Source organism: Anaerofustis sp. NSJ-163, from assembly GCF_024135845.1.
Classification (GTDB): domain Bacteria; phylum Bacillota; class Clostridia; order Eubacteriales; family Anaerofustaceae; genus Anaerofustis; species Anaerofustis butyriciformans.
This window is the reverse complement of the sequence record NZ_JAMYJV010000004.1, coordinates 222,426-236,666: the sequence shown is the minus strand read 5'-3', so window position 1 is coordinate 236,666 and position 14,241 is coordinate 222,426. Positions and strand designations below refer to the sequence as shown.

The following is a 14,241-nucleotide window of genomic DNA, read 5'->3' as shown; positions in this document are numbered from 1 at the left end:
GGTAGTTTTATTTGTATTCTTTTGACTTAAATTCTTCTGTATTAAAAAAATCATATAAGCTTATATTAAGTGCATTACATATTTTTACAATGTTTATTATTGATGGTGATTTTGATTTCCCATGACCTATGCTGTATATTGTAGTTGCAGGTAGATTGTGCTTTTTTGCAAATTTATTTATTGTCATATTCTTATTTTTTAGTAATTGTACTATTCTGTTATATATTAGTTTTGAAATATCCATTTTGTATCCTCTTTTTTTATATTAGTTTTTGTTAATATAATAAAAACATACAAAAAAAGCTATAAATTTTATGGCTTTATAGATATCTTTTCCCTCCAAGTCTGTTATAATCACGGTAAAATTCTTTATAATATCGTGGTTTTGAATTTGGAAGAGTTACTTTAATAGGATTTTGGCATTGTCTTGAAATGGCACAAAGTGAAAAAACAATTTCGTGGGCAACAGGTTCTTTTATTTCTCCACCTTTCAATATTTCTCTGCCTCTTATTATAAGATCTCCTCCGAAAACAAAGCTGTCACCGCCTATTTCATTTATTACTCGTGACATTTCTTCTGCTATTGGAGTATTATTGATATATATTTCATCTGCATGTCTTAATTTACTTGTTCCATCGGCAACACTGGCAATAACTGAAAGGTACGGAAGTAAATCAGGCACTTTTGTTATATCTATATTAAAAGCATTTATTTTATTTGGTTTTGCTATAATATCTCCATGTTTATTTACGAGAATATTGAAACCTATTATCTTTAAAATATCTAAAATCTTTTTGTTTTTTTGTTCACTTTTTAAATTTAGATTTTTAACCATTATTTTATGTCCAAGAGCGCTTGCTGTTATCCAAACACTGGCAGACGTAAAGTCATTTTCTATTGTAACATCACATGGTTGATATTTAGTATTTATAATATCAAATTCTTTAAAATTATGATTTTTAATTTTAATATTAAAGCTTTCAAGTATTTTTATTGTTTTTAGAATATATTCTTTGTCTTTTAATTCTCCTGAATGAATAATGATTTTTGCATTATTGTAAGCTTTTGGGATAATTGAAAGCATCGTTGAAAGGTATTCTTTTTCAACATCTGCTCTTATAAAAAATACAGATTTATCTATGCTTGTTTTAATTTTTATAGGATATTCTCTTTTTTCCTTTTGAATTTTTGTAAATCCTCTTTTGAAGAAAAAGCTATAAAAAGAATTTATCGGGTTTGAAATTAAAATATTTTGATATTTAATGTTAAATTTCTTTTTGGAAACAAGAAGTATCGGAGCTATTGTTTTTAATAAATCTATATTATTTCTAAGATCGAGCTGATTTATATTTACATCAAAAGGATAAGAACCTTTTATTTTAAGAGTTTTTCTTTTTCCTTCATATTCGTCTACAATTATGGTTGCACCAAGTTTGCTTAAAATATTAAGTAAATTTTTTGTTTGTTTATCCAATAATACATTCTTTATAGTGCTTGTATCATTTGAAAACAAAGAACATATCAAATATCTTTTTAAATCTTCAAAGACAGGTTTTGCCGATACTTTTCCGTTTAATGTCTTATTATCAAAAGTTATTTCCATAAAAAGTATATCACCCCGATTGTTTTTACTCCATTCTACTATTTTTATATTTAAATATCAATTTATTTAATATATTTTTTATAAAATAGCAGAATATAAAGTTTTTTATGATATAATCGTTATGTAAAAATATATACAGAGTAGATAAGATGCGTTAAGTGTTAAAGGATGGGAAGTTGCCTTTAAACGAAAACCTTATTGGTTGCGGTGTCTTGTCGCGTCCGCTGTAAAAAAACATTAATTAAATATGTTTCATAGCGGAGCTTTGTCTAGTAATACTTAGGAGGTAAAAGTATGAATAGAGCAAGCTCTAGTTTGGTAAGTACAAGAAAATTGGCTTATGCAGGATTGTTTATTGCAATGGGGATGGTTCTTAAGATGTTTGAAATTTCTGTTACTCAAAATTTCAGAATCGGTTTTACAACTGTTCCCACTATTTTTTCTGGTATTGTTTTAGGTCCATTTTATGGATTTGCCATTGGTTTTTTATCAGATTTTATACAATTTGTTTTAAAGCCTGATGGTGGAGCTTTTCATTTGGGATTTACTCTTACAAGTGCAATGTATGGAGTTATTCCGGGACTTATTGCAATGTGGCTGAAAAAACGAAACATTGAAATGAATTATTTTCACTTTTTGCTTATTATGTTTTTTTGTGAAGTAATGTGTTCAATGATTTTAAACACTGTATTTCTTGTTCAGCTTTACGGTTATGCAACAATTGCAATGATTCCGCAAAGAATTTTAAAAGCTGTTATTATGATATTTCTTGATAGTACTATTTTGTATTTTTTATACAAAAACACCAAAAATAAAATTAAGATTTAAGGAGAATAAAAATGGGTTACAAAAGTGATATTGAAATTGCTCAAGAAGCAAAAATGGAAGACATAAGAGAAGTTGCCAAAAGAATAGGTCTTGGAGAAGACGATATAGAACTTTATGGGAAATATAAAGCTAAAGTTGATTATAACGTTTTAAAAAGAACTGAAGATAAAAACGGTAAACTTATTCTTACTACTGCCATAAATCCAACTCCAGCAGGGGAAGGTAAAACAACAACTACAATAGGTGTTGCGGATGCAATAAGAAGACTTGGTTATAGAACAATCATGGCTCTTAGAGAACCTTCATTGGGACCGGTATTTGGTATTAAAGGTGGAGCAGCAGGCGGCGGATATGCACAAGTTGTTCCAATGGAAGATATTAATCTTCACTTTACAGGAGATATTCATGCCCTAACAGCTGCTAACAACTTACTTGCTGCTATGATTGATAATCATATACATCAAGGCAATGAATGTAATATTGATGTTAGAAGAATAGTATGGAGAAGAGCAGTTGATATAAACGACAGACAACTTAGAAATATTGTTTGCGGTCTTGGAGGAAAAGTTAACGGTACTCCAAGAGAAGATGGTTTTGATATTACCGTTGCAAGTGAAGTTATGGCAATCTTCTGTCTTGCGAATAATATCACTGACTTAAAGGAAAGACTTGGTAATATAGTTGTAGCTTATAACATGGACGGAGATCCAGTTACTGCAAGAGATTTAAAAGCTAACGGTGCTATGGCAACACTTCTAAAAGATGCCTTAAAACCTAATTTAGTACAAACATTAGAAGGCACACCTGCATTTATTCATGGTGGTCCTTTTGCAAATATCGCTCATGGATGTAACAGTGTTATTGCAACAAAAATGGCAAAACACTTCTGTGACTATGTTGTAACGGAAGCAGGTTTCGGTGCTGACCTTGGTGCTGAAAAATTCCTTGATATTAAATGTAGATTAGCAGATTTAAAACCTGATGCCGTAATTATTGTAGCAACAGTAAAAGCTTTAAAATACAATGGTGGGGTTAACAAAAATGACTTGGGCAGTGAAAATCTTGATGCCCTTAAAAAAGGACTTCCAAATTTAATTAAACATGTTGATAACATCAAAAATGTATTTGGTCTTCCATGTGTTGTTGCAATAAATAAATTCGTAAACGATACTGATGCTGAAATTTACTTAATTAAAGACGAATGTCAAAAATTAGGTGTAAATGTAGTATTAAGTGAAGTTTGGGAAAAAGGCGGAGAAGGCGGAGAAGAACTTGCCAAAGAAGTTATCAAGCTTTGTGAAGAAGAAAATAACTTTAAATTCTCTTATGATCTAGATTTACCAATTAAAGAAAAAATTAATGCAATCGCAACAAAGATTTACGGTGCTGACGGTGTTGACTATACAAAGAAAGCAGAAAAAGAAATTGAAAACTTTGAAAGACTTGGTTTTGATAAAATGCCTATTTGTATTGCAAAAACTCAATATTCTCTATCTGATGATCCAAGCAAGTTAGGCAGACCTGAAGGATTTAGAATTACAATTAAAGATTTAACAGTATCAGCCGGTGCCGGATTTATAGTTGCTCTTGCCGGTGATGTTATGAAAATGCCGGGTCTTGGTAAAAAACCTGCTGCATTTAATATCGATGTTGATGAAAATGGAAAGATTTCCGGATTATTCTAATAAAAAAGACCGCATAAGCGGTCTTTTCCTTAAAATAGAACCTGACATTTTGTCAGGTTTTTTATTTTATAAAATATTATATAAACATTCAATCATATATGTAAAAGATGTAGCTCCGGGATCTTGATGTCCGATGCTTCTTTCTCCAATGTAGGCAGCTCTACCTTTTGTTGCAATTATTGTTTTTGTATATTCAATTCCTTCTTTTGCAGCATCTAAGGCTTCTTTCATTGCTTCTTTTGTATCTTTATCTATGTTTTCTTTGAATGCATCATAAGCAGGAATCATAGAATCTAGCATTGTTTTTTCACCTTTATCTGATTTTCCTCTTTGTTTTACGCCTTCAATTGCTGCTTCCATAGATTTTATGAAATCTTCGCCGTTTAATTCTTCTTTTCCTGCAAGAACCATTCCGGCTTTCATAAAGGCTGTTCCATATAATGGTCCGGCTGCTCCTCCAACAGTTGAAACTAAAGTCATTCCTACTGTTTTTAATATTGTTCCACAGTCTTTATCTTTAACGGTATCAAGCTTTGCTTCTACGGCTTCAAATCCTCTTGCCATGTTTATTCCATGGTCCCCGTCAGCGATTTCGCTGTCAAGATCTGTTAAAAATTGTTTTTCTTCTTCAATTTTTTTTGCTATATTTTTAATTAATTCTATTAAAGTTTCTTTTGTCAATTTCTTTCTCCTTATAGTGTTTTAAAAGCAGGTGTATCAGCTTTGCTGTCAAGAAGTGCTTTAAGTTCATCATCAAGTTTAAGTAAGCTTATTGAAAAACCTGCCATTTCGATTGATGTCATATAATGTCCTACGAAGCTCTTATAAACTTTTATTCCTTTTTGTGATAAAATGTCAGATAGTTTGTTTCCTACAATATAAAGTTCCATTAGAGGTGTTGCTCCTGAATCATTTATCATTACGGCAACTTCGCTTCCTTCAAAGTCTAAATCTTTAAGTATGCAATCAAGAAGATGAGCTGTTATTTCATCAGCTGATGTAAGTTTTTCTTTATGAGTTCCAGGTTCACCGTGAATACCGATACCTACTTCCATTTCGTCGTCGTTTATTTCGAATCCCGGTTTTCCTGCCGCCGGTACAGTACATGGAGAAATTGCAACTCCCATTGTTCTAACATTTGCAATTACTTTTTCTGCAACTTTTTTTACTTCATCAAGACTTCTTCCTTCTTCTGCAGCTGCACCTGTAATTTTATGAACAAATACTGTTCCCGCAACGCCTCTTCTTCCTGTTGTGTATAGGCTGTCTTTTACAGCAACATCATCATTTACGATTACTTGTTCAACTTGAATATCTTCCATAGCAGCCATTTCAGCAGCCATATCGAAGTTCATAACGTCTCCTGTATAGTTTTTAATTATAAGAAGAGTCCCTTTTCCTGCATCTGTTGCTTTAATAGCTTCGTAAATTTGATCAGGAGTAGGAGATGTAAATACAGGTCCTGCAACTGCTGCATCAAGCATACCGTATCCAACATATCCTGCATGAGCAGGTTCGTGTCCGCTTCCTCCTCCGCTTATTAATGCTACCTTTCCTTCTTTTTTGTCTTTTCTTACGATTACGTCAAGACCTTCAAGTCTTTTTACATATTCCGGATGCATTTTTGCAATTCCGCTTAACATTTCGTTTTCTACGTTTTCAGGTTTATTGATAAATTTTTTCATATAAAAACCTCCTTTATGGAATTATATCATAGTAGTTAAAAGTTATGAAAAAAATTATATCTACTTTAATAAAAAAGACCTTTTGGTCTTTTTATTTTGCAATGATTACTTCTACGCCTCTTTCTTTGTAAGCTTTTATGCCTTCATCACTCATTTCATCTGTGATGATATAATCAAAATCTTCTATATCTGCAAATTTAATAAGCATTTTTTGATTTAATTTTGAATGGTCAATTACAGCAGCTACTTTTTCTGCATTTTTAATCATTGCTTGTTTTACAGGTGTTTCCGTAAATGATTTTACACTTGCTCCGTAGTTTATATCCATGCCATCTAAACCTATAAAAGCAATATCTGAATGTGTCGTTTGGAATAGATGTTCTGAAGTAGAGCCTAAAAGAGAAAACACAGATTTTTCTATGTAGCCTCCTGAAACTAAAACTTTAGCTTTTGAATCTAGCGCCAGTTTATATGCTGCTTTTACATCATTTGTAATAACCATGACTTCTTTATCTAAAATATTAGGTACTACATGATAAGGTGTTGACCCTCCATCTATTATAATAGTATTACCTTCTTCGACTAATTTTGCGGCAGCTTTTCCAATTCTTTCTTTTTCTTCTCTGAATGTTTTATCTTTTTGATAATGAGGAGTTTCTGTTGATAATATACTTTCTACGGATGTTGCTCCTCCGTGAGTTTTTAAAATTTTACCCATATTTGCAAGTTCTATTAAGTCTTTTCTAATTGTTACGTTTGATACACCAAGCATCTTTGATAATTCTTTTACACTTGCTTCTTTTTTTTCGTATATATATTGAAGAATTGTTTCTTGCCTTTGTTCTTTATACATTTTTTCCTCCAAATATAAATATAAACCTTTACATAACTAATGTAACAAAAATAAAATTATTTGTCAATTATAAATTTTCATCTACTTATTTTTTTTGAAAAAAAAAGAACAATTAAATTTCTTTAACTTTTAAAATGAAATTTAATTGCTGTTTTATCTTTTAAAAATATATTCTTTATGGTCAACATTTTGACTTTTACAGTGATTTATATTATTATATGGAATTTATATAATAGTTCATATATAAAAGGTTCTCTTATATATAAAATTATCTTTACATATGAGATATATATGTATATTTATTCAAATAATGCTTTTATTCCAATAATAATAAGTATAATTCCAGCCAAAGTTTCTCCTTTGTTTTTTAGTATTTTTCCTAAAAAACTTCCTGATAAAATTCCAATAATGGACATTAAAAAAGTTGTTTGTGCAATTAATATTATTGCGGGAATAATTTTTATATTCATAAACGCAAATGAAATTCCTATTGCCAAGGCATCAATACTTACGCTTAATGATAAATACAATATCTTTAATAGTGGAAGAGAATAATATTTTTTATTTTCTTTTTCTTTGAAAGATTCAAAAAGCATTTTTACTCCGATAAAAGAAAGCAAAAAGAAAATTATAATATTATCAATATGACTTATTTTTGTACTGAAATTTATTGCTAACATATAACCTATAATAGGCATTAAACCTTGAAAAAAAGAAAAGAACAAAGAAACCTTTAATACTTGTCTTGTATTTATATTTTTACTCATTCCAATACATAAACAAACTGAAAATGCATCCATGGAAAGCACAACGGCTATTAAAAACAAACTTATAAACCCCATAGAACCCCTCATGATTTTTTAATAAAAATTTATTATTATATATTTGCTAATAAAATAAAATTAATATATAATTTACTCTGTTAAACAAATAAAGGAGAAAATAAAAATGCCTTTTGATTCAATTACAACTTATGCTTTAATAAAAGAGCTTAAAAATAAACTTATAGGAAGTAAGATTAATAAAATATATATGCCTACAAAGTATGAAGTAGTACTTCATACTTTTGGAAATGAAAAAGAAATGTTACTTATAAATGCAGGCTCCTCTACACCAAGAGTTCATTTTATAAACACTTATAATGCTTCGATGAATGAGCCTTACGGTTTTTGTATGCTTCTAAGAAAATATCTTTCAGGAGCTGTTATAACGGATATTGACGGTTATGAGTTTGATAGAATAATTAAAATTCATTTTGAAAGTATAAACTTGCTTGGGGATTATCAAAATCTTACTTTAATAGCTGAAATTATGGGAAGAAATTCAAACTTAATTTTGGTTGATGATGAAAGTAAAAAGATAATAGATTCAATAAAACACATAAAACCTGATAATCCTTTACTTAGAGAAGTTGTTCCTAAGATTGACTATGAATATCCTACAAAAGACAGATTAAATCCCATGAATTTTAATGAATTTGTAGCGATAGACAATATAATGAGCAAGGGGGATACTACATTAAAAAAAGCTTTAATGGCAACATTTAATGGTATAAGTCCCGTTATTTTTGATGAAGTAACAGATGGTCTTAATATAGATAAAAACGTAGGTTTAAATGATCTGGAAAAAAATGATATAGAAAATGTAGTAAGTTCAATAAAAAAATATTTTGAAGGTCTTGATAATAAGCTTACTTATAATTTATATAAAAAAGACGGTAAAAATAAAGACTATGTTTGTATTGACATAAAAGCCTATGATAATCTTGACAAAGAGAATTTTTCATCTCCGTCTGAAATGATAGACGAATATTATCATGAAATTGATAGGATGAACAGATTAAAGGTTGTATATAAAGATGTATATAATCTTATAAACAGGACTTTATCAAGAGAAGAACATAAACTTGAACTTAGAAAAAAAGATTTGCAAAAAGCAGAAGACAGTGAAAAATATAACATCAAAGGTCAGTTGCTTCTTTCAAATCTTCATAATATTAAAAAAGGAGATAAAAGCGTAAAAGTTTTAAATTTCTTTAAAGAACCATATGAAGAAATGACTATTTCCCTAAATCCTGCCTTATCGCCAAGTGAAAATGCAAATAAATATTTTAAAAAGTATTCAAAACTTGAAAATTCAAAGAAATATTTGCAAAAACTTATTAAAGAAGGGGAAGAGAATGTTTATTTCCTTGAATCACAGTCTTTATATTTAGAAAGAGCAAAGACATATCCTGAGGTTGAAGAAATAAAAAGAGTATTAGAACAGCTTGGATATATAAAGAAAAAGAAAAAAAGGTCAAATTTAAAAGAAGTAAAGAAACTTGTATTTAAAAGCAGTGATGGATATGAGATATATGTTGGAAGAAATTCTCTTGATAATGATTATTTAACAAGAAAATTTGCTTTTAAAACAGATTTATGGATTCACACTAAAGATATTCCTTCATCTCATGTTATAATAAGAACAAACAATGGTAAATATTCCAATGAAGCATTAGAGCTTGGTTGTAAACTTTGTGTTTATTATTCAAAAGCAAAGAATTCTTCAAATGTACCAGTTGATTACACATATATAAAATATGTAAAGAAACCAAGCGGAATGAAAGAAGGAAAAGTAATTTATACAGATAATGAAACAGTACAGGTTACTTTAAGTGATGAAGACATTAAAATGATAGATAAATTAAGTAGTTAAAAGGAGGAGAAAAATGAGAGAACCTTTTGTTGCGTTAATAGGAAGACCAAACACCGGTAAATCAACTTTATTTAATAAGATTTCAGGAAAAAGAATTTCTATTGTTGAAGATACACCAGGTGTAACAAGAGATAGAATTATAACTGATACATCATGGGGCGGAAATAGTTTCTTCTTGATTGATACAGGCGGTATAGAGCCAAAAAGTGATGACATAATTTTAAAACAAATGAAAAGACAAGCTAATCTAGCAATTGATATGGCTGATGTTATTGTTCTTGTCGTTGATGGAAGAAGCGGAGTTACAGCATCTGACAGAGATGTTGCAAATATGATAAGAAAAAGCGGAAAACCATGTGTATTAGCAGTAAATAAAATTGATTCTTTTGATATAGATTATTTAAGATATGAATTTTATGATTTAGGATTAGGAGAGCCAATAGCTATAAGTGCTGAACATGCTCTTGGATTTGGTGATTTACTTGATGAAGTTGTTGCTCATTTCCCTGAAAATAAAAAGGGAATAGATGAAGAAGAAAGAACCAAGATTGCCGTTGTAGGTAAACCAAATGCAGGAAAATCAAGTCTTGTAAATACTCTTCTTGGAGAAAACAGAGTTATAGTAAGTAACATTTCCGGAACTACAAGAGACGCCATAGATACAGTATTTAATTATGAAGGTAAAAATTATACTTTAATTGATACAGCTGGTATAAGAAAGAAAGCAAAAATATATGATGATATAGAACATTATTCCACAATCAGAGCAATAGGGGCAATAGAAAGAAGTGATATATGTCTTCTTATGATTGATGCAATGGAAGGCGTAACAGAACAAGACGTAAAAATAGCCGGACTTATAAAAGATAGGTTTAAAGCTGTTATTATTGTAATAAACAAATGGGATTTAGTTGAAAAGCAAACAAATACGATGAAGGAAATGGAAAAGAAAATAAGAAGTTCTTTATATTTCCTTGATTTTGCTCCTATACTTTTCATAAGTGCAACTGAGAAAAAGAGAACACATAAATTAATGCCGTTAATTGAACAGGTTCTTGAAGAATATTCAAAGAGAGTTACAACTGGTCTTTTAAACGAAATAATGGGGGATGCAGTAATGATGAACAATCCACCTGCAAAAGGTACAAAGAGAATGAAAATATTCTATTTTTCTCAAGTATCGGTTTCACCTCCAACATTTGTTATTTTTGTAAATGACCCAGAACTTGAACAAGAAGCTTATTCAAGATATTTAATAAACAAATTAAGAGAAGCTTTTACATTTTTAGGTTCTCCTATAAAATTAATATACAGAAGAAAACAAGAAAATTAAAAAAATAATTATATTTTAACCTCCAAATGAATATGTATAAGTAAGATACATGAGTTTGGAGGTTTTCTTATGAATTTGGGAATATACGAAGATATATCAAAAAGAACGGGTAAAGATATATATTTGGGCGTGGTAGGACCCGTTAGGACAGGTAAATCCACTTTTATAAAAAAATTTATGGATGAACTTGTAATACCAAATATAGATAATAAGTTTAAAAAGGAAAGAGCCATAGATGAACTTCCTCAAAGCGGTTCGGGAAAAACAATAATGACTTGTGAGCCTAAGTTCGTTCCGAATACTGCCGCAAATATTTCTCTTGGGGGAGGAATTGATTTGAATGTAAGGCTTGTTGATTGTGTAGGATATGTAATAGAAGGAGCTATTGGGGATATGGACGAAAATGAAGAAAGAATGATAAGAACCCCATGGGACGAAAATCCTATGCCTTTTAAAAAAGCTGCAGAAATAGGAACAAAAAAAGTTATAGAAAAACATTCTACAATAGGGATTGTTGTAACAACAGACGGTAGTATAAGCGGTATAGATAGAGAAAATTATGTTCAAGCAGAAGAAAAAGTAATAAATGAACTAAAAAACATTAATAAGCCTTTTGTTACAATTCTTAATACAAAAAATCCTTCAAGCAGTAAGTCTAAAGAACTTTGTAAGAGTATGGAAGAAAAGTATGGGTGTAAAGTTATTATTTTAGATGTTATGAATATGACTCTTGATGATATCGAAAATCTTCTTTTGGATGTTTTGTTTGAATTCCCTGTTAAAGAAATTAACTATTCTCTTCCTTTGTGGACAGACTTATTAGATAAAGAAGATGAAATAAACAAGGAAATATATAATTTTATTTTATCAAATTCAAATAAGAATGATACTTTAAATAAAGTTTTAAAGGGAATTAAAGAATCGAAATTTGATAATTTTGAAATGAATATATCAAATATAGATCTTAGTCTTGGTGTTATACATATTGATGTTAATATAAATAACAGCGTATTTTATGGAATGCTAAACGAAAAAAACGGAGTTACTATAGAAAACGAATCCGATTTATTTATGCTTATCTCATCCCTTACTAATATAAAAAGAGAATATGAAAAAATAGCATCTGCCTTGGATGTTGCAAGAAACAGCGGGTATGGAATAGTTACACCTGAGTTTGAAGATTATGTATTAGATGAGCCTGAAATGATAAATAAATCTTCAAGACACGGGGTGAAAATAAAAGCCTCTGCTCCTGCACTTCATATTATATGTACAAATGTAGAAACATCAATAAGTCCTACAATAGGTTCAGAGGAAGAATGTCAGGTGTTTTATGATAAAATAATGGATGAATATAAAAATGATCAAGAAAAAATTTGGGAAAGTGAATTCTTTGGAAGAAATTTAAAAAATATGATAAGCGATAATATGCAAAATAAACTTACATCTATTGAAGATGACAATAAAATAAAAGTTCAAAAAGCACTTACAAGAGTTGTAAATTCAGGCAGAGGTGGACTTATAATTTTATGGCTTTAAAATAAGAGGATTTCCTCTTATTTTTTTGTTTATATTAATAATTATGATATAATACTATAAATAAAATAATGGAGGATATTCTTATGTTAGGTATGGTTATTGTTTCTCACAGTGAAAAAGTTGCTCTTGGAGTAAAAGAACTTGCTGCACAAATGGCAAAAGATGTAAAAATTGTTGCTGCGGGAGGTTTAAGTGACGGAAGTATCGGTACTGATATGGAAAAAATCATGAACGGCATTGCTGAAGCTGACAGCGGAGATGGTGTTATTATAATGATGGATCTTGGAAGTGCCGTAATGACAACGGAAATGGCACTTGATATGTGTGAGAACGAGGCTTATATGATAGATGGACCAATTGTTGAAGGTGGTATTGCCGCAGCTGTTACAATTCAAAGCGGGGGAGATATTGAGGGAGTAAAAACTGCCGTTAACGAATGTAAAACAATAAATAAATTTTAATTTTTTATATTAGAATAAAGAATTAATTAAATATATTTTAGAAAAGCTGTATTTAATAACAGCTTTTTTTATATTTTATAATAAAATAAAATAAATTATTGCTTTTATATTATTTATATGGTAATATTCCAATTGTAAAATAATAGACCTTATTTAGAGTGGTGGAGTGAATAGGCACTATGAAACCCGGCAACCGACAGTTTGTACGGTGCCAATACCTACGGGATTTTTCCGAATGATGAGGAAGGCAGTTAATCTCATAGGTTCCTATGAGAATTTTTTTATTTAAGGTCACAAATGGGAGGAAATAATGAATAAACACTTTTTTACATCAGAATCTGTTACAAAAGGTCATCCGGATAAAATATGTGACCAAATAAGTGACAGCGTATTGGATGCTATTTTAGAACAAGATCCAAATGCCAGAGTTGCATGTGAATGTGCAATAAATACGGGACTTGTTCTTGTAATGGGAGAAATAACTACAAGCGGATATGTAGATATTCCCAAAACCGTAAGAAAAACAATTACAGATATTGGGTATACAAGAGCCAAATTTGGCTTTGATGGAAATACATGTGGCATTATCACATCAATAGATGAGCAATCAAGCGATATTGCAATGGGCGTTGATAAATCTCTTGATGCTAAAGAAGATGAAGAAGAAAACGGAGCAGGAGATCAAGGTATAATGTTTGGTTTTGCCTGCAGTGAAACAGAAGAATATATGCCTCTTCCTATCTCGCTTGCAAATAAACTTGCTTTAAAATTAACAGAAGTAAGAGAAAATAAAACTTTAGAATATTTAAGACCTGACGGAAAAACTCAAGTAACTGTTGAGTATGAAGGCGATAAGCCTGTAAGAGTTGATACAGTTGTTATATCAACACAACATGATGAAAAAGTATCTTTAGATACAATTAAACATGACATGATAGAGTATGTTATAAAAGAAGTTATAGATGAAAATCTTTTAGACGAAAATACAAAATACTTTATTAATCCTACAGGAAGATTCGTAATAGGCGGACCTCAAGGAGACAGTGGACTTACAGGAAGAAAAATAATCGTAGATACATATGGCGGATATGCAAGACATGGCGGCGGGGCCTTTTCAGGGAAAGATCCTACAAAGGTAGATAGAAGTGCTTCATATATGGCAAGATACATTGCAAAAAATATTGTTGCAAGCGGTATATGTGAAAAGATTGAAATTGAAGTTGCATATGCAATCGGGGTTGCAAAACCTGTAAGTATATATGTAAATACTTATGGTACATCAAAATTAAGTGATGATAAAATAGTTGAAATAATAAATGAAAACTTTGATTTAAGACCTACAAAAATTATTGAACATCTTGATTTAAGACGTCCTATTTATAAACAAACAGCAGCTTATGGACATTTTGGCAGAAGTGAATTCCCTTGGGAAAAATTAGATAAAGTAGAAGATTTAAAAAAATATTTATAAAATAAAGTAATTTAAAAAAAATTCTTTATTATTTTAATTAAATGTTGTAATATATTTTATAAGTAGCAAATTATTACCGGGGAGT

13 protein-coding genes and 2 riboswitches are annotated in these 14,241 nt (G+C 30.0%); of the genes, 7 read left to right on the top strand and 6 right to left on the bottom strand.

What is annotated here, in order from left to right:
* Positions 1-7: 7 nt before the first annotated feature.
* On the bottom strand, positions 8-244 hold the full coding sequence (locus M6G78_RS07410; protein WP_138268813.1) for a helix-turn-helix transcriptional regulator: 237 nt from the start codon (positions 242-244) through the stop codon (positions 8-10).
* Between the two features lie 76 nt (positions 245-320).
* Positions 321-1,604: a hypothetical protein gene (locus M6G78_RS07405; protein WP_253230031.1), complete on the bottom strand. Its 1,284-nt coding sequence runs from the start codon at positions 1,602-1,604 to the stop codon at positions 321-323.
* Between the two features lie 134 nt (positions 1,605-1,738).
* A riboswitch (THF riboswitch) is annotated at positions 1,739-1,833 on the top strand.
* Positions 1,834-1,898: 65 nt separating this feature from the next.
* On the opposite strand from M6G78_RS07405, the gene M6G78_RS07400 reads away from it, so the two are divergent.
* On the top strand, positions 1,899-2,432 hold the full coding sequence (locus M6G78_RS07400; protein ID WP_138268811.1) for a folate family ECF transporter S component: 534 nt from the start codon (positions 1,899-1,901) through the stop codon (positions 2,430-2,432).
* A gap of 11 nt (positions 2,433-2,443) precedes the next feature.
* Positions 2,444-4,117 (top strand): formate--tetrahydrofolate ligase, encoded by a 1,674-nt coding sequence (locus M6G78_RS07395; RefSeq protein WP_253230030.1) that lies wholly within the window; start codon positions 2,444-2,446, stop codon positions 4,115-4,117.
* Between the two features lie 66 nt (positions 4,118-4,183).
* On the opposite strand, the gene dhaL is transcribed toward M6G78_RS07395, so the two are convergent.
* The 4 genes from dhaL to M6G78_RS07375 form a co-directional block, all read right to left on the bottom strand.
* Positions 4,184-4,798, bottom strand: coding sequence for a dihydroxyacetone kinase subunit DhaL (gene dhaL, locus M6G78_RS07390; RefSeq protein WP_253230029.1), 615 nt, complete (start codon positions 4,796-4,798; stop codon positions 4,184-4,186).
* Between the two features lie 11 nt (positions 4,799-4,809).
* Positions 4,810-5,802, bottom strand: coding sequence for a dihydroxyacetone kinase subunit DhaK (gene dhaK, locus M6G78_RS07385; RefSeq protein ID WP_253230028.1), 993 nt, complete (start codon positions 5,800-5,802; stop codon positions 4,810-4,812).
* Between the two features lie 91 nt (positions 5,803-5,893).
* A complete protein-coding gene (locus M6G78_RS07380; RefSeq protein WP_253230027.1) occupies positions 5,894-6,655 on the bottom strand; it encodes a DeoR/GlpR family DNA-binding transcription regulator in 762 nt (253 codons plus the stop codon).
* A gap of 299 nt (positions 6,656-6,954) precedes the next feature.
* The gene (locus M6G78_RS07375) at positions 6,955-7,497 is read right to left on the bottom strand and encodes a manganese efflux pump (RefSeq protein WP_253230026.1); all 543 of its coding nucleotides are present in this window, start codon (positions 7,495-7,497) and stop codon (positions 6,955-6,957) included.
* 106 nt (positions 7,498-7,603) lie between these two features.
* On the opposite strand from M6G78_RS07375, the gene M6G78_RS07370 reads away from it, so the two are divergent.
* From M6G78_RS07370 to metK, 5 genes are all read left to right on the top strand, one after another.
* Entirely contained in the window at positions 7,604-9,352 is a 1,749-nt protein-coding gene (locus M6G78_RS07370) for an NFACT family protein (RefSeq protein ID WP_253230025.1), read from the top strand.
* A 13-nt stretch (positions 9,353-9,365) separates the two neighbouring features.
* The gene (der, locus tag M6G78_RS07365) at positions 9,366-10,685 is read left to right on the top strand and encodes a ribosome biogenesis GTPase Der (protein ID WP_253230024.1); all 1,320 of its coding nucleotides are present in this window, start codon (positions 9,366-9,368) and stop codon (positions 10,683-10,685) included.
* Between the two features lie 69 nt (positions 10,686-10,754).
* Complete coding sequence (spoIVA, locus tag M6G78_RS07360; RefSeq protein WP_138268804.1) at positions 10,755-12,224, top strand: stage IV sporulation protein A; 1,470 nt, start codon at positions 10,755-10,757, stop codon at positions 12,222-12,224.
* An 83-nt stretch (positions 12,225-12,307) separates the two neighbouring features.
* On the top strand, positions 12,308-12,685 hold the full coding sequence (gene dhaM, locus M6G78_RS07355) for a dihydroxyacetone kinase phosphoryl donor subunit DhaM (RefSeq protein WP_138268803.1): 378 nt from the start codon (positions 12,308-12,310) through the stop codon (positions 12,683-12,685).
* 146 nt (positions 12,686-12,831) lie between these two features.
* Positions 12,832-12,930, top strand: a riboswitch (SAM riboswitch).
* A 65-nt stretch (positions 12,931-12,995) separates the two neighbouring features.
* Entirely contained in the window at positions 12,996-14,156 is a 1,161-nt protein-coding gene (gene metK / locus M6G78_RS07350) for a methionine adenosyltransferase (protein WP_138268802.1), read from the top strand.
* The last annotated feature ends 85 nt before the right edge of the window (positions 14,157-14,241 follow it).